This window comes from Streptomyces kaniharaensis (assembly GCF_009569385.1).
Lineage (GTDB): Bacteria > Actinomycetota > Actinomycetes > Streptomycetales > Streptomycetaceae > Kitasatospora > Kitasatospora kaniharaensis.
This window is the reverse complement of sequence record NZ_WBOF01000001.1, coordinates 3,698,675-3,712,322: the sequence shown is the minus strand read 5'-3', so window position 1 is coordinate 3,712,322 and position 13,648 is coordinate 3,698,675. Positions and strand designations below refer to the sequence as shown.

At 73.5% G+C, this 13,648-nt stretch carries 15 protein-coding genes and 1 pseudogene; 7 read left to right on the top strand and 9 right to left on the bottom strand.

The genetic code is table 11. From position 1 onward, the window contains the following. Positions 1-90: 90 nt before the first annotated feature. The 4 genes from F7Q99_RS16815 (at position 91) to F7Q99_RS16800 (ending at position 3,906) form a co-directional block, all read left to right on the top strand. Complete coding sequence (locus F7Q99_RS16815; RefSeq protein ID WP_153462421.1) at positions 91-630, top strand: hypothetical protein; 540 nt, start codon at positions 91-93, stop codon at positions 628-630. A 129-nt stretch (positions 631-759) separates the two neighbouring features. Then, positions 760-2,061 carry a magnesium transporter MgtE N-terminal domain-containing protein gene (locus F7Q99_RS16810; RefSeq protein ID WP_153462420.1) on the top strand — a complete coding sequence of 434 codons (1,302 nt, stop codon included), beginning with the start codon at positions 760-762 and terminating at the stop codon, positions 2,059-2,061. Positions 2,062-2,101: 40 nt separating this feature from the next. Then, positions 2,102-2,689, top strand: a complete 588-nt coding sequence (locus tag F7Q99_RS16805) for a DUF1003 domain-containing protein (RefSeq protein ID WP_153466275.1) — start codon at positions 2,102-2,104, stop codon at positions 2,687-2,689. A gap of 56 nt (positions 2,690-2,745) precedes the next feature. Next, the gene (locus F7Q99_RS16800; protein WP_153462419.1) at positions 2,746-3,906 is read left to right on the top strand and encodes an Mrp/NBP35 family ATP-binding protein; all 1,161 of its coding nucleotides are present in this window, start codon (positions 2,746-2,748) and stop codon (positions 3,904-3,906) included. 111 nt (positions 3,907-4,017) lie between these two features. On the opposite strand, the gene F7Q99_RS16795 is transcribed toward F7Q99_RS16800, so the two are convergent. The 4 genes from F7Q99_RS16795 to sigE all read right to left on the bottom strand — a co-directional run bounded on the left by F7Q99_RS16795 (position 4,018) and on the right by sigE (position 7,164). Then, positions 4,018-4,692: a hypothetical protein gene (locus F7Q99_RS16795; RefSeq protein WP_153462417.1), complete on the bottom strand. Its 675-nt coding sequence runs from the start codon at positions 4,690-4,692 to the stop codon at positions 4,018-4,020. Positions 4,693-4,906: 214 nt separating this feature from the next. After that, a complete protein-coding gene (locus tag F7Q99_RS16790) occupies positions 4,907-5,335 on the bottom strand; it encodes a sec-independent translocase (protein ID WP_326846748.1) in 429 nt (142 codons plus the stop codon). Between the two features lie 126 nt (positions 5,336-5,461). Next, positions 5,462-6,436, bottom strand: a complete 975-nt coding sequence (locus tag F7Q99_RS16785) for a zf-HC2 domain-containing protein (RefSeq protein WP_153462415.1) — start codon at positions 6,434-6,436, stop codon at positions 5,462-5,464. After that, positions 6,433-7,164 (bottom strand): RNA polymerase sigma factor SigE, encoded by a 732-nt coding sequence (gene sigE, locus F7Q99_RS16780; protein WP_407697859.1) that lies wholly within the window; start codon positions 7,162-7,164, stop codon positions 6,433-6,435. The genes F7Q99_RS16785 and sigE overlap by 4 nt, the downstream gene beginning before the upstream one ends. 397 nt (positions 7,165-7,561) lie before the next feature. Between sigE and F7Q99_RS16775 the strand changes: the two are divergent. Continuing rightward, a pseudogene (locus F7Q99_RS16775) lies at positions 7,562-8,087 on the top strand (O-methyltransferase). A gap of 106 nt (positions 8,088-8,193) precedes the next feature. Here the strand turns inward: F7Q99_RS16775 and F7Q99_RS16770 are convergent. Further along, the gene (locus F7Q99_RS16770; protein ID WP_153462411.1) at positions 8,194-8,361 is read right to left on the bottom strand and encodes a DUF3117 domain-containing protein; all 168 of its coding nucleotides are present in this window, start codon (positions 8,359-8,361) and stop codon (positions 8,194-8,196) included. Between the two features lie 297 nt (positions 8,362-8,658). Here F7Q99_RS16770 and F7Q99_RS16765 point away from each other — a divergent pair, with 297 nt between their 5' ends. Then, a complete protein-coding gene (locus F7Q99_RS16765) occupies positions 8,659-9,459 on the top strand; it encodes an enoyl-CoA hydratase-related protein (RefSeq protein WP_153462409.1) in 801 nt (266 codons plus the stop codon). Here the strand turns inward: F7Q99_RS16765 and F7Q99_RS16760 are convergent. Together F7Q99_RS16760 and F7Q99_RS16755 are read right to left on the bottom strand one after the other, a co-directional pair. Continuing rightward, the gene (locus F7Q99_RS16760) at positions 9,456-10,061 is read right to left on the bottom strand and encodes a DNA-3-methyladenine glycosylase I (protein ID WP_326846747.1); all 606 of its coding nucleotides are present in this window, start codon (positions 10,059-10,061) and stop codon (positions 9,456-9,458) included. The two genes, F7Q99_RS16765 and F7Q99_RS16760, sit on opposite strands and share 4 nt — an antisense overlap. Continuing rightward, on the bottom strand, positions 10,058-10,504 hold the full coding sequence (locus F7Q99_RS16755) for a DivIVA domain-containing protein (protein ID WP_326846746.1): 447 nt from the start codon (positions 10,502-10,504) through the stop codon (positions 10,058-10,060). Before F7Q99_RS16755 ends, F7Q99_RS16760 begins: the two co-directional genes overlap by 4 nt. Positions 10,505-10,682: 178 nt before the next feature. On the opposite strand from F7Q99_RS16755, the gene folP reads away from it, so the two are divergent. Next, positions 10,683-11,495 carry a dihydropteroate synthase gene (folP, locus tag F7Q99_RS16750; RefSeq protein WP_195911232.1) on the top strand — a complete coding sequence of 271 codons (813 nt, stop codon included), beginning with the start codon at positions 10,683-10,685 and terminating at the stop codon, positions 11,493-11,495. A 52-nt stretch (positions 11,496-11,547) separates the two neighbouring features. On the opposite strand, the gene F7Q99_RS16745 is transcribed toward folP, so the two are convergent. Both F7Q99_RS16745 and dapE read right to left on the bottom strand, forming a co-directional pair. Beyond that, positions 11,548-12,357, bottom strand: a complete 810-nt coding sequence (locus F7Q99_RS16745) for an LOG family protein (RefSeq protein ID WP_230210243.1) — start codon at positions 12,355-12,357, stop codon at positions 11,548-11,550. A gap of 119 nt (positions 12,358-12,476) precedes the next feature. Beyond that, positions 12,477-13,553, bottom strand: coding sequence for a succinyl-diaminopimelate desuccinylase (gene dapE, locus F7Q99_RS16740; protein WP_153462405.1), 1,077 nt, complete (start codon positions 13,551-13,553; stop codon positions 12,477-12,479). Positions 13,554-13,648: the final 95 nt, after the last annotated feature.

Here is a 13,648-nt window from a genome sequence, read left to right as displayed (position 1 = left end):
CTCTTACCGTAAGGCCCGTGGGTCACTGATGGAACTGTCGTTCAACGGACGAGACACCTCGTGGACAGCAGAGGCCGTACGCTGTCCGGCATGGACCGTACGCCCGCGCCCACGACCGCCGACGACTTCCTCGACCAGGCCCTGCTGGAGGAGGCCGCGAAGAAGTCCGGCCTGCTCTGGGTCCGCGCCGACGGCCAGGAGCACGCCCGCGCGCTCTGGCACGCCTGGTACGACGGCGCCGTGGTCGTCGTCGGCGACGGCGGCGAGCAGCCGCTGCACGGGCTGGCCGCCGGCTCCGTCGCCGTGGTCACCGTCCGCAGCAAGGACAAGGGCGGCCGGCTCACCGGCTGGCAGGCCCGGGTCAGCGAGCTGGCCCCGCACGGGGAGGCCTGGCTGGGCGCCGTCGAGGAGCTCAAGGGCAAGCGGCTGAACGCCCCCGACACCGACACCATCGCCGACCGGTGGGCCCGCGAGTGCCGGGTGCTGCGGCTGGAGCCGGTCGGCCCGCTCGCCGAGCGCCCCGGCGCGATGCCGGACGACTCGCACGCGGCCCGGCCGATGCCCTCCCCTGCCACCACCCGCCGCCCGATCCCGGCCGGCCTGCCCAAACTGCTGTTCAAGCGTCGCTAAAGGTTCATGCCCGAGACTCCCGCTGTCGGTACCGTGCCTCGCCGGGCCGGGCCCGCGCCCCGCGGGTAGCCTTGGCCGCGGGTACGCCCCGGCGTACCGAGCACGGCATCGAGCGAGTCGAGGGAGTTCATGGCAGGGCCAGGCACCCGGGTCTTCATCTCCCATCTCTCCGCCATCGCGGTCTTCGACCCGAACGGCGACCAGGTCGGCCGGGTCCGGGACGTCGTCGTCTCGCTGCGGCTCGGCGGCCGCCCGCCCCGGGTCCTGGGGCTGGTGGTCGAGGTGGTCGGGCGGCGCCGGATCTTCCTGCCGATGACCAGGGTGACCAGCCTGGAGTCCGGCCAGGTGCTCACCACCGGCGTGATCAACATGCGCCGCTTCGAGCAGCGCCCCAACGAGACGCTCGTCCTCGCCGAGTTGCTGGACCGCACCGTCACCTGGTCCAAGAACGGCGAGCCGGTCACCGTGCTGGACGTCGGCATGATCCAGACCCGGCTGCGCGAGTGGGAGATCAGCAAGCTCTTCGTCCAGCTCGGCCGGGCCGGGCGGCTGCGCAAGGGCAAGGGCGAGCGGCTGACCCTGGACTGGCAGGACGTCACCGGCTTCACGCTGCCCGAGCAGGACCAGGGCGCCGCCAACCTGCTCGCCACCTTCGAGCAGCTTCGCCCGGCCGACCTGGCCGGCGTCATGCACCACCTCTCCGCCAAGCGCCGCGCCGAGGTGGCCGCGGCGCTCGACGACGAGCGGCTCGCCGACGTCCTGGAGGAGCTGCCCGAGGACGACCAGGTCGAGATCATCGGCAAGCTCAAGGACGAGCGCGCCGCCGACGTCCTGGAGGCGATGGACCCGGACGACGCCGCCGACCTGCTCTCCGAGCTGCCCGGCGACGAGGCCGAGCGCCTGCTCCAGCTGATGGAGCCCGACGAGGCCGAGCCGGTCCGCCGCCTGCTGGCCTACGAGGAGGACACCGCGGGCGGTCTGATGACCACCGAGCCGGTCGTCCTGGAGCCGGACGCCACGGTGGCCGAGGCGCTGGCCCGGATCCGGGTCCGCGACCACAAGCCCGCGCTCGCCGCGCAGGTGTTCGTCTGCCGCCCGCCGAGCGAGACCCCGACCGGCCGGTACCTGGGCACCGTGCACTTCCAGCGGCTGCTGCGCGAACCCCCGTACGTCCTGGTCGGCTCGCTGGTCGACGACGACCTCGACCCGCTGCCGCCGGACACCCCGCTGTCGCTGATCACCAGCTACCTGGCGACCTACAACCTGGTCGCCGCCCCGGTCGTCGACGAGGCGGACCACCTGCTCGGCGCGGTGACCGTCGACGACGTGCTCGACCACCTGCTGCCGGAGGACTGGCGCGACGCCGCGCTGCACGCCCGCGACCACGACCACGACCAGCACGAGAGCGAAGGGGTGACCGGTGGACGCTGACCGCAAGGGGCGGGCGAACGACGAGCCCGCGCGCCGGCGCCTGCAGAGCGAACTGCGCCAGCTGCGCCAGCTGCGCGATCTGCGCACCCGCGAGGGCGGCCGGGACCGCCGCGCCGAGGCCGTGCAGGTCACCGGCTCGGCCCGGGCCCGGCTCGACCAGCCGCGCACCGCCCGGCCAGGCCTGATCACGCTGCCCTCCTACGACCCGGAGGCCTTCGGCAAGCTCTCCGAGCGGATCGCGCGCTTCCTCGGCACCGGACGGTTCATCGTCTGGATGACGGTCGTGATCATCATCTGGGTGGCCTGGAACACCCTGCTGCCGGAGTCCGTCCGGTTCGACAGCTACCCGTTCATCTTCCTCACCCTGGTGCTGTCCCTCCAGGCCTCGTACGCGGCCCCGCTGATCCTGCTCGCGCAGAACCGCCAGGACAACCGGGACCGGGTCAACATGGAGCAGGACCGGTCCCGCAGCGACCGCAACATCGCGGACACCGAGTACCTGACCCGCGAGGTGGCCGCGCTGCGGCACGGGCTCGGCGAGGTCGCCACCCGCGACTTCATCCGCTCCGAACTCCAGGCGCTGCTCAAGGACATCGACGACCGCCGGGAGGCGTCGGAGGCGCTGTGACCGGCGGCACGCTACCGGCGGGTTAAGGGGCTCGTCCAGCGCCGTACCATCAAGGCATGGCCAACGAGACAGAGGTCGCGGTCGGCGTCACGGAGGAGTCCGTACGCCAGGCGCTCGCGACCGTCAACGACCCGGAGATCAACCGCCCGATCACCGAGATCGGCATGGTGAAATCGGTCGAGATCGCCGAGGGCGGCGCGGTGCGCGTCGCGGTCTACCTGACCGTCTCCGGCTGTCCGATGCGCGAGACCATCGTCACCCGCGTCCGCGAGGCGGTCGGGAAGGTCCCCGGCGTGACCGGCGTCGAGGTCGAACTCGACGTGATGAGCGACGAGCAGCGCAAGGAGCTGTCCCAGCTGCTGCGCGGCGGCGCCCCCGAGCGGGAGATCCCGTTCGCCAAGCCGGGCACGCTGACCCGGGTCTACGCCGTCGCCTCCGGCAAGGGCGGCGTCGGCAAGTCCTCCGTGACGGTCAACCTGGCCGCCGCGATGGCCGCGGACGGCCTGAAGGTCGCCGTGGTGGACGCCGACATCTACGGCCACAGCGTGCCGCGCATGCTGGGCGTCGAGGGCCGGCCGACCCAGGTCCAGGACATGATCATGCCGCCGCAGGCGAACGGCGTGAAGGTCATCTCGATCGGCATGTTCACCCCGGGCAACGCCCCGGTGGTCTGGCGCGGCCCGATGCTGCACCGCGCGCTCCAGCAGTTCCTCGCCGACGTGTGGTGGGGCGACCTGGACGTGCTGCTGCTGGACCTGCCGCCCGGCACCGGCGACATCGCGATCTCGGTGGCCCAGCTGATCCCCAACGCGGAGATCCTGATCGTCACCACCCCGCAGATGGCCGCCGCCGAGGTGGCCGAGCGGGCCGGCACCATCGCGGTGCAGACCCACCAGAAGATCGTCGGCGTGATCGAGAACATGTCCGGCATGCCGTGCCCGCACTGCGACGAGATGATCGACGTCTTCGGCACCGGCGGCGGCCAGACCGTCGCGGACGCGCTCACCCGCACCGTCGGCGCGACCGTCCCCGTGCTCGGCTCGATCCCGATCGACGTCCGCCTGCGCGAGGGCGGCGACGACGGCCGCCCGGTCGTGCTCGCCGCCCCCGACTCCCCGGCCGGCGCCGCCCTGCGCGCCGTCGCCGGCAAGCTGGGCGGCCGCCAGCGCGGCCTGTCCGGGCTCTCCCTCGGCCTGACGCCCAAGAACAAGTTCTGACGGACCGCCGGGAACCGAAGGCCGGGTGGCTCGCCACCCGGCCTTCGGCACGTCCGCCGAGCACGCTCCGAGCACGCTCCGAGGACGCTCCGAGGACGAGCGCAGGAGCGGCTACGGGCAGGTGTACGTGGTGAGGTCGGGGACGGTGGCGAAGCCGGTGCCGTAGGCGCTCACGCCGCGGCCGTAGGCGCCGAGCAGGACGCCGGGGGCCTCGCCGGCGAGCACCCAGCCGTACTCGGACTCGCGGTAGCGGAAGGGCTGCGGCAGGCCGTTGACCGGGAGGCTGAGGGTGGACCAGCCGGGGCCGGACAGGTCGTCGGCGAGGTCCCAGGCGATGGCGCTCTGCTGCTCCAGCCAGTCCTGGCGCAGCGCCCGGTCCAGTTGCCCGGGCCAGGTCGCGGTGAGCAGGCCGCAGCCGGCCAGCCAGGCGGCGGAGGAGGCGGACGTCGCCTCCAGGGTGCCGGTGTTGTCGGCGCTGCGGCGGCTGTCGCGGCGGGCCACGGTCACCACGACGGCGAACTTCCGCGTGTCGCGCGGCTCGTACTGCCTGGCCGGGTCCTCGCCGTGGCCGAGGGTGCCGTAGTCGACGCTGGCGGCCCCGGTGCGCACGCCCCCCGCACCGGCCTGCATCAGGTAGCGGCGGCCGGTCCAGGCGTCGTCCAGGCCGTACCAGGGGAAGTCGGCGGACAGGTACGGCACCAGCGGGTCCGCCGGGCCTGCCTGCCCGCCCACCACCGGGCTGCCGGCCGTCGCCGTCGTCCCCACCGCCTGACTCGTCGCGTCCATCCCCGGGCCTCCTCAAACGCACGTATGCCTGCCGTGGCGCGCTCCCATCCTGGCGTACCGCGGCGCTCCCGCGAGGCGTCTTCGGTCCACGGGAACGCGGAATCCGGCGGACGGCCCGTCGGGAGCAATCAGCACAATAGCGGCGCGCACGCCGCCGCCCCGCTCAAACCGTGCGGGCGAGCGGGGCGGCGGCGTGGCCGGAGCGCAGGCGCGGTCAGGTCGCGTCGGGGTCGAACGGGGGGCGCTCGCCGGGCTGGAGCGGCGGGCCGGAGGACGCGGCGGCGGCCTTCTCGAAGCCGACGCCGCCGGTGCGGCCGGTCACGGGGGCGGCGGGCTTGTCGTCCAGGACGGACCGGATGTCGAGCGAGTCCTTCATGTCCTTGAAGCCCAGCGGGTCGTCCTGACCGCCCATGAGCTGCTTGCGGACGAAGGTCTTCGGGTGCAGGTCCTCGAACTCGAAGTCCTTGAACTCGGGGCCCAGCTCGCTGCGGATGTCCTCCTTCGCGCTGTCCGCGAAGGACCGGACCTTCCGGATGAAGCCCATGGTGTCCTGGATCAGCTTCGGCAGCTTGTCGGGGCCGAAGATGATGATCGCCATCACGATCAGGGTCAGGATCTCCAGCCCGCCTACGTCGCTGAACACCTAAGCTCCCTAGCTCGCCGGACGACGGTTCCTACAGGGTAATGGCCACCGGCCGGTCCCCGTGGCCACGGTGTGACGAACCCGTGGTGAAGACCTGCCGGTGGCCGTGTGCGTCGCGCGCGGCGTCTAACGGGGTTCCTGGTGCAGGGCGGCCAGCCCGCCCGGGGTGTGGTCCGGGAGCGGCGACGGGGTCGCGTTGCGGGTGGCGGCGACCGGGCGGACCGGGAAGTCCACCGGGACCTGCGCGGTCATCGGGACCAGCCCGCCGGAGCGGCCGGTGTCGCCGGCCGGGCTGACCGAGGTGCCGTGCTGGTCCTCGCTCTGCGCGGTGACGCCGCCGACGCCGCCCAGCGTCACCGCGGCCACCGAGAAGGCGCCCGCGGCGGCGAAGACGAAGCGCCGGCCGCGCGGTGCGGACGGCCGGACGGCGGCTGCCGCGGCGGCCGGCTGCGGCCGGACGGGAGCCTCGGGGCGCTCGGCCCGGCGGCCGATCAGCGGGCGCAGCACCGCCCCGCCGCGACCGAACGCGCGCGGGTCGACGCCGGGCAGCGGAGTGTCGGCGCCGAGCGCGCCCGCGCCGAAGGAGGCACCGGCGCCGCGGCCGAAGGAACCGCCGGTCAGCCGGCTGCCGCCGAGCGTGCCGGGGGCCGCGACTCCGCCGCCGGGCAGGTCGTCGTCGTCCGCCGGGTCGTCGTCGAGGCTGCCGACGGCCATCAGCCGGGCCATCAGTGCCGAGGACGGGCCGGGGGTGCCGGTGCGGGTGAGCAGGTGCTTGACGGCGCGGCCCGCGTCGGCCTCGGCGAGGCACTGCGGGCAGGTCGCCAGGTGGGACTGGACGCGATCGCGCGAGTCGTGTCCGAGCTCGCCGTCGAGGAAGGCGGAGAGGCGCTCGCCGAGGTGGTGCTCCTCGGCGGCGGGTTCGGCGGGGCGTACGGCGACGGCGCGCGGCGCCGCGTCGCCGGGCTCCGGGGTGGCGGCGGGCAGCCCGCTCTCGCCCGGCTCGTCGCTGCCGCGACGGCCCGGCAGGGCCCAGCCCCGCCTGGTACCGGACTTGCCGGACGACTCCGGCCGGCCCGGCCCCGACTGGCCGGTCCCGCTCACGATCGCCTCCGTCCGCGCCCGCCCGCCGCTGCCGCGGCCTCGCCGGCGACGGCGCCGACCGGCACCGGCTCCTCCGAGCCGCCGCGGCGCTCACGGCCGGGGGCCGAGCCGGGGGCGCGGTGCTTGAGGGCGGCACGCAAGTGCGAACGGCCGCGGTGGATGCGGCTGCGGACGGTGCCGAGCTTGACGCCCAGCGTGGCGGCGATCTCCTCGTAGGACAGGCCCTCGATGTCGCAGAGCACCACGGCGGCGCGGAACTCCGGGGCGAGGGTGTCCAGGGCCTGCTGCACGTCGGCGTCGAAGTGGGTGTCGCTGAAGTGCTGGGCCGGGCTGGGCTCGCGGGAGGCCAGCCGCTCGGCCGCGTCCTCGGCGAGCGCGTCGAAGCGGATGCGCTGGCGGCGGCGGACCATGTCCAGGAACAGGTTGGTGGTGATCCGGTGCAGCCAGCCCTCGAACGTGCCGGGGGTGTAGGTGGACAGCGAGCGGAACACCCGGACGAAGACCTCCTGGGTGAGGTCCTCGGCGTCGTGCTGGTTGCCCGTCAGGCGGTAGGCCAGGCGGTAGACGCGGGCGCTGTGGGCCTCGACGATCTCCTCCCACGTGGGCGGAGTCCAGGTCTGCGCGTCGGGGCCCTCGGTGAAGGTCGCGAGGGCGGGGGCCTCGGTGGCGCCGGCCTCCGACAGCTCGTCGGCGGGCTGGTCCGGGTTCGGGTGCGCAGGCTGGTTCATCACGGGCTTCGGCGTACGGGTCGACGCGGTGCCGCGGGGGTGCCGCCGCACGGGGACGTCGCCCTCGGCCACACCTCCTCGGTCGGCTCTTCTGCCCAGCAGGGCCACCACCATATCCACCTCACCCGTCAAGCCCGGATAAAAGTGCCGGGGAGGTTTCCCGTACCCGGTCCCTCTTCCACAACGGCCCGCCACCGTACGCGGTTCCCGGTCGGCCAGTAATCTGTGGCAGGAAATATCGACATCCCCCGGCACCGGGCCGCCACCCGGGGCACCGAAAGAGGCAGCCATCAGCGAGTTCGGGCCCGCGCGTGCGGCCCTCGCGGACACCTACGTCGGCGAGGACGCGGTGCTCACCTACGCCCGGGCACAGTCCGCACGGACCGGGATAAAAGCGATCGGGCCGAGCGGCGGAGCGTGTCTGCGGCTGCTGGCGGCCGCGCTGGACGCCAAGGCGGTGGCCGAGATCGGCACCGGGACGGGGGTCTCGGGGGTCTACCTGCTGCGCGGGATGCGGCCGGACGGCGTGCTGACGACGGTGGACTCGGAGCCGGTGCGCCAGCAGCTGGCCCGGGAGGCCCTACCAGGCGGCCGGGTTCGCGGCCAACCGGTCGCGGTTCATACCGGGCCGGGCGCTGGAGGTGCTGCCGCGGCTCGCGGACGGGCAGTACGACCTGGTGTTCTGCGACGGGGATCCGGCGGAGTCGCGGGAGTACCTGGCGGAGGCGCTGCGGCTGCTCCGGCCGGGTGGGATGGTCTGCTTCGAGGGGGTCTTCCAGGAGGGCCGGCTGGCCGAGCCCGAACTGCAGGACCCGCAGACGCACGCGGTCCGGGACCTCGTCCGGGACGTCCGGGAGAGCGAGGCACTGCTGCCCGCGCTGCTGCCGGTCTCGGACGGGCTGCTCTGCGCCGTCAAGCGGTAGCGAGCCGTCAGGCGGCAGCGACGGGGAAGCCGCGGGCCCGGGCCGACGCGACGTCGTACCCGGGCCCGGCAGCACATCTCCAGGAGATGGGGAGCACCCGCTGCGGTCAGCCAGTGGCCTTCTTCAGGGCGTCGCCCAGGGCGTCGGCCTCGTCAGGCGTGAGCTCCACCACGAGGCGTCCGCCGCCTTCGAGCGGAACGCGCATGATGATGCCCCGCCCCTCTTTGGTGACTTCGAGCGGGCCGTCACCCGTCCGCGGCTTCATGGCCGCCATGCTCGTTCCCCTTCCTGCAACCGCTCAGCTACGCACCGGCAGTCCGTCCACCGCCGGTATCGAACGCATTGATCGGAAGCCATTATCCCGCATGCAACGGCCTGATGACCAACATCACTCTCGGTGCAACCACGGCCGGACCGCCCCCAACCGGCCCATTTCCCGTCATAAGCCCCGGCGCGGCGGCGGTGCGGACAGCACCGGAAGGTGCGATACCTCACACTCCCCAGCTGGCCGCGCGCTCCGGCATCCTGGCACACGACCGACACCGCGACGATCACGAGGGAGCCCTCGCCCATGTCCGATTCCGTGCTGTACGAGCTGGACGGCGGTCTGGCCGTCATCACCATCAACCGCCCCGAGGCGATGAACGCGCTGGACGTCGCCACCAAGGTCGCGCTGCGGGACACCGTGGCCGCCGCGGCGGCCGACCCGGCGGTGCGGGCGGTGCTGCTGACCGGGGCGGGCGAGCGCGCGTTCTGCGTCGGGCAGGACCTGAACGAGCACCTGACGATGCTCAAGCAGGCCGACGAGACCGGCGAGGGAGCGCTGCGCACCGTCGGCGAGCACTACAACCCGCTGGTGCGGGCGCTGACGGGCATGCGCAAGCCGACGGTCGCGGCGGTCGGCGGGGTGGCGGCGGGCGCGGGTGCCTCGCTGGCCTTCGCCTGCGACTTCCGGATCATCTCCGAGAAGGCCGGTTTCAACACCGCGTTCGCCGGGATCGGGCTGACCGCCGACTCGGGTGCGTCGTGGACGCTGCCCCGGCTGGTCGGGCACGCCAAGGCCACCGAGCTGCTGATGCTGCCCCGGACGGTGAAGGCCACCGAGGCGATGGAGCTGGGCCTGGCCACCAAGGTGGTCGCGGCTGAGGAACTCGCCGCCACCGCACGGGTCTTCGCCCGGGAGCTGGCCGACGGCCCGACGGTGGCGTACGGCGCCATCAAGGAGTCGCTGGCGTACGGGGCTTCGCACTCGCTGGACGAACTGCTCGACAAGGAGGACGAGCTGCAGACCCTGGCCGGCGACAGCGAGGATCACCGGATCGCGGTCCGCGCCTTCATCGCCAAGGAGAAGCCGCGCTACCTGGGCCGCTAGATCCTGCCCCAGGCCTGTCGCGAGGTGCGGACGTGGCAGCCCGCCAGGTGGTCGTCCACCAGCCCGCAGGCCTGCATGAGCGCGTAGGCGGTGGTGGGGCCGACGAAGCGGAAGCCCTCCTTCTTCAGCGCCTTCGCGAGCGCCGTCGACTCGGGCGTGACGGCCGGCACCTCCCCCAGCGTGCGGGGGGCCGGCCGGTCCGGGTCTCCGGCGAACCGCCAGATCAGCGCGTCCAGGCCGCCGTCGAGGTCGCGGGCGGCCCGGGCGTTGGCGATGGACGCCTCGATCTTGGCCCGGTTGCGGATGATGCCGGGGTCGGCGAGCAGCCGCTCGACGTCGGCCTCGCCGAACTCGGCGACCTTGCCGATCTCGAAGCCGGCGAACGCCGCCCGGAAGCCCTCGCGGCGGCGCAGGATGGTCAGCCAGGACAGGCCCGACTGGAAGGCCTCCAGGCAGACCCGTTCGAACAGGGCGTCGTCGCCGTGCACGGCGCGGCCCCACTCGGTGTCGTGGTAGACGCGGTAGTCGTCGGTCGAGTCGCCCCAGCCGCAGCGGCGCAGGCCGTCCGCGCCGAGTGCGGTGCCGTCCCCGGGTGCGGTCACTGGTCCTTCACCGGCTTCGCGTCCTCGGGCGCCTCGGGCTCCTTCGAGTCCGTCGGCCCTGTCGGCTCCTCGGCCGGTTCGACCACCTTCGCGAACTCCTCCAGGCCGGGCAGGGGTTCGGCTCCGGTGTCCGGGCCGGTGGTGGCCTCGACCGCGCCGCGCAGGTGGGCGGCGGCCTCCAGTTCGGCGATCCGCGAGTCGCGGTGGGCGAGTTCGGCGCCGAGCCGGTCCAGGACGTCGTCCACCTCGTCCATCCGGTAGCCGCGGACGGCCATCGGCAGGCGCAGGTCGTCCACGTCGGTCTTGCCGATCGGGCGGTCCTGCGGCAGCCGCGCGGAGATGCGGTCCTGCACGGCCTCCGGCATCGAGCCGCCGCCGCCGAGCGCCACCAGCGCGGCGCCGCCGACCACCACGGCCATGGCGGCCACGATCACCCAGAACACGAGCTGTCCTCCAGACTTCCCGGCCGGTCTGTTACGAAGTGCCCGGACCCAGCTGATCATGACAGCATGGTCCCCAGTGAGGCCGGGGGCCATCATCGCACCCGCGGGAGCTGTGGAGGAGACATCGGTGGTGCTGCGCCTGGGACCGCGGGAGTTCGGTGACGACGAGCTGGTGATCATGGCGATCGTCAACCGGACCCCGGACTCGTTCTTCGACAGGGGCGCGACCTTCGCGGACGAGGCCGCGTTCGCCGCCGCCGACCGCGCGATGGCCGAGGGCGCGGCGATCCTGGACGTCGGCGGGGTGAAGGCCGGGCCCGGCGACGAGGTCACGGTCGAGGAGGAGCTGCGCCGCACCGTGCCGTTCGTGGCCGAGCTGCGCAAGCGCCACCCCGAGGCGGTGATCAGCGTGGACACCTGGCGGCACGAGGTCGGCGAGGCGGTGTGCGAGGCGGGCGCCGACCTGCTGAACGACGCCTGGGGCGGGGTGGACCCGAAGCTCGCCGAGGTCGCCGCCCGGCACGACGTGGGGCTGGTCTGCACCCACGCGGGCGGCGCCGAGCCGCGCACCCGGCCGCACCGGGTCGGCTACGAGGACGTGATGGCGGACATCCTGCGGGTGACCGTCGGGCTGGCCGAGCGCGCGGTGGAGCTCGGCGTGCGGCGGGACGCGGTGATCATCGACCCGGGGCACGACTTCGGCAAGAACACCCGGCACTCGCTGGAGGCGACCCGGCGGCTGCCGGAGATGACCGCGACCGGCTTCCCGGTACTGGTCTCGCTGTCCAACAAGGACTTCGTCGGCGAGACGCTCGACAGGCCGGTGGACGAGCGGCTGCTCGGCACCCTGGCGACCACCGCGGTCTCGGCCTGGCTGGGCGCCCGGGTCTACCGGGTGCACCAGGTCGCGGAGACCCGGCAGGTGCTGGACATGGTCGCCTCGATCCGCGGCACCCGGCCCCCGGCGGTCGCCCGCCGGGGGCTGTCGTGACACCTCCCGGAGACGCTCGGATCCCGCCCGCCGGCCGGATCCCGTCGGCCGGCTAGATCTCGTCGGCCGGGCGGCGGGCGTCGGCGAGGATCTTCACGACCTCGTCGATCTCGTCGGTGATGTGGAACAGCTCCAGGTCGTGCGGGGCCGCCTTGCCCTGCGCGACCAGGGTGTTCTTGAGCCACTCGAAGAGGCCGCCCCAGTAGGCGCTGCCGAAGAGGATCACCGGGAACCGGGTGACCTTCTTCGTCTGCACCAGGGTGAGCGCCTCGAACAGCTCGTCCAGAGTGCCCAGCCCGCCGGGCAGCACCACGAACCCCTGGGCGTACTTCACGAACATCGTCTTGCGGACGAAGAAGTAACGGAAGTTCAGCCCGAGGTCGACGAACTCGTTCAGCCCCTGCTCGAAGGGCAGCTCGATCCCGAGGCCGACGCTGAGGCCACCGGCCTCGGTGGCACCGCGGTTGGCGGCCTCCATCGCGCCCGGGCCGCCGCCGGTGATCACCGCGTAGCCGGCTTCGGCGAGCGCCCGGCCGATGGCCACGCCGGCCTCGTACTCGGGCGAGTCGGCCGGGGTCCGGGCGGAGCCGAAGACGCTGATCGCGGGCGGGAGTTCGGCGAGGGCGCCGAAGCCCTCGACGAACTCGGAGGTGATCCGCAGCACCCGCCACGGATCGGTGTGCAGCCAGTCGGTCGGCCCGGTGGTGTCCAGCAGGCGCTGGTCCGTCGTACTGGTGCCGACCTGGTCCCGGCGCACCAGCACCGGGCCCTTCTGCTTCTCGGGCCAGGCCTTCTTCTTCCGCGGCACGCCGACCTGTTCGGGGCCGTGTCCGTAGTGCTTGTCGTCTCCTGTGCCTGTCATGACGAAACCCTACGCCCGCCGATCCCCGTTTTCAGGCAACAGGGGAAGGACGGTTGGGCGACCGGAAGACGGCGTTCAGGTGCGGGCGGCCGGCGGGACCGGCCGCCCACCGCGGCGGCTCAGCTGGTGAGCCAGGCGCGCAGCCGCTCCTCGGTCTGCGCGATCGCGGTCAGCGAGCAGTGCTCTTCCCGCTTGTGCGCGAGGTTCGGGTCCCCGGGGCCGTAGTTGACCGCCGGGACGCCCAGCGCGCTGAACCGGGCGACGTCGGTCCAGCCGAACTTGGCCCGAGCCTCGCCGCCGGTGGCCGCCAGGAAGGCCTGCGCGGCCGGCTGGGAGAGCCCGGGGAGGGCGCCCGGGGCGAAGTCCGTGACGGTCAGCTCGAAGCCGTCGAAGACCTCGCGGACGTGCTTCTCCGCCTCCGCCTCGGTGCGGTCCGGCGCGTAGCGGAAGTTGACCGTGACGACGCACTCGTCCGGGATGACGTTGCCGGCCACGCCGCCGTCGATCCGGACGGCGTTCAGGCCCTCGCGGTACTCCAGGCCGTCGATCTCCACCCGGCGCGGCTCGTACGTCGCGAGCCGGGCGAGCACCTCGGCGGCGTGGTGGATGGCGTTGTCGCCGAGCCAGCTGCGGGCCGCGTGGGCCCGCACGCCGGTGAGCCGGATCTGCGCGCGCAGCGTGCCCTGGCAGCCGCCCTCGACGACGGCGCCGCTCGGCTCCATCAGCACCGCGAAGTCGGCGGCCAGCCACTCCGGGCGCTCCTTGGCCAGGTGGCCGAGGCCGTTGCGGTGGGCCTCCACCTCCTCGCAGTCGTAGAACACGAAGGTGAGGTCCCGGTTGGGCTCGGTCACGGTGGCGGCGAGCCGCAGCTGGACGGCCACGCCGGACTTCATGTCCGAGGTGCCGCAGCCGTAGAGCAGGTCCCCGTCGACGTACGACGGCAGGTTGTCGGCGATCGGCACGGTGTCCAGGTGGCCGGCGAGCAGGACGCGCTCGGCGCGGCCCGTGTTGGTGCGGGCCACGACGTTGTTGCCGTACCGGTCGACGGTGAGGTGCGGGTAGCCGCGCAGGGCGGCCTCCACGGCGTCGGCGAGCGCCTGCTCGTCGCCGCTCACCGACGGGAAGTCGACGAGCCGGGCGGTCAGCGCGCCGCCGTCGAGGGTGAGGTCCAGGGGCGTCGTGTCGGAGGTGCTCATGAGCGCCAGCCTAGTCCGCGTGATGTGTGCCCTGTGTGGTCGTCCTGTGACGCGGAACGCGCGATCAAGGGCAACCGGGGGGCGCCGCACACCCG

Coding starts and splice junctions, on each gene's coding strand:
- F7Q99_RS16815 (WP_153462421.1), top strand. CDS start 91: ATGGACCGTACGCCCGCGCCCACGACCGCCGACGACTTCCTCGACCAG.
- F7Q99_RS16810 (WP_153462420.1), top strand. CDS start 760: ATGGCAGGGCCAGGCACCCGGGTCTTCATCTCCCATCTCTCCGCCATC.
- F7Q99_RS16800 (WP_153462419.1), top strand. CDS start 2,746: ATGGCCAACGAGACAGAGGTCGCGGTCGGCGTCACGGAGGAGTCCGTA.
- F7Q99_RS16795 (WP_153462417.1), bottom strand. CDS start 4,692: ATGGACGCGACGAGTCAGGCGGTGGGGACGACGGCGACGGCCGGCAGC.
- sigE (WP_407697859.1), bottom strand. CDS start 7,164: ATGAACCAGCCTGCGCACCCGAACCCGGACCAGCCCGCCGACGAGCTG.
- F7Q99_RS16770 (WP_153462411.1), bottom strand. CDS start 8,361: ATGGCGGCCATGAAGCCGCGGACGGGTGACGGCCCGCTCGAAGTCACC.
- F7Q99_RS16765 (WP_153462409.1), top strand. CDS start 8,659: ATGTCCGATTCCGTGCTGTACGAGCTGGACGGCGGTCTGGCCGTCATC.
- folP (WP_195911232.1), top strand. CDS start 10,683: ATGGCGATCGTCAACCGGACCCCGGACTCGTTCTTCGACAGGGGCGCG.
- F7Q99_RS16745 (WP_230210243.1), bottom strand. CDS start 12,357: ATGACAGGCACAGGAGACGACAAGCACTACGGACACGGCCCCGAACAG.
- dapE (WP_153462405.1), bottom strand. CDS start 13,553: ATGAGCACCTCCGACACGACGCCCCTGGACCTCACCCTCGACGGCGGC.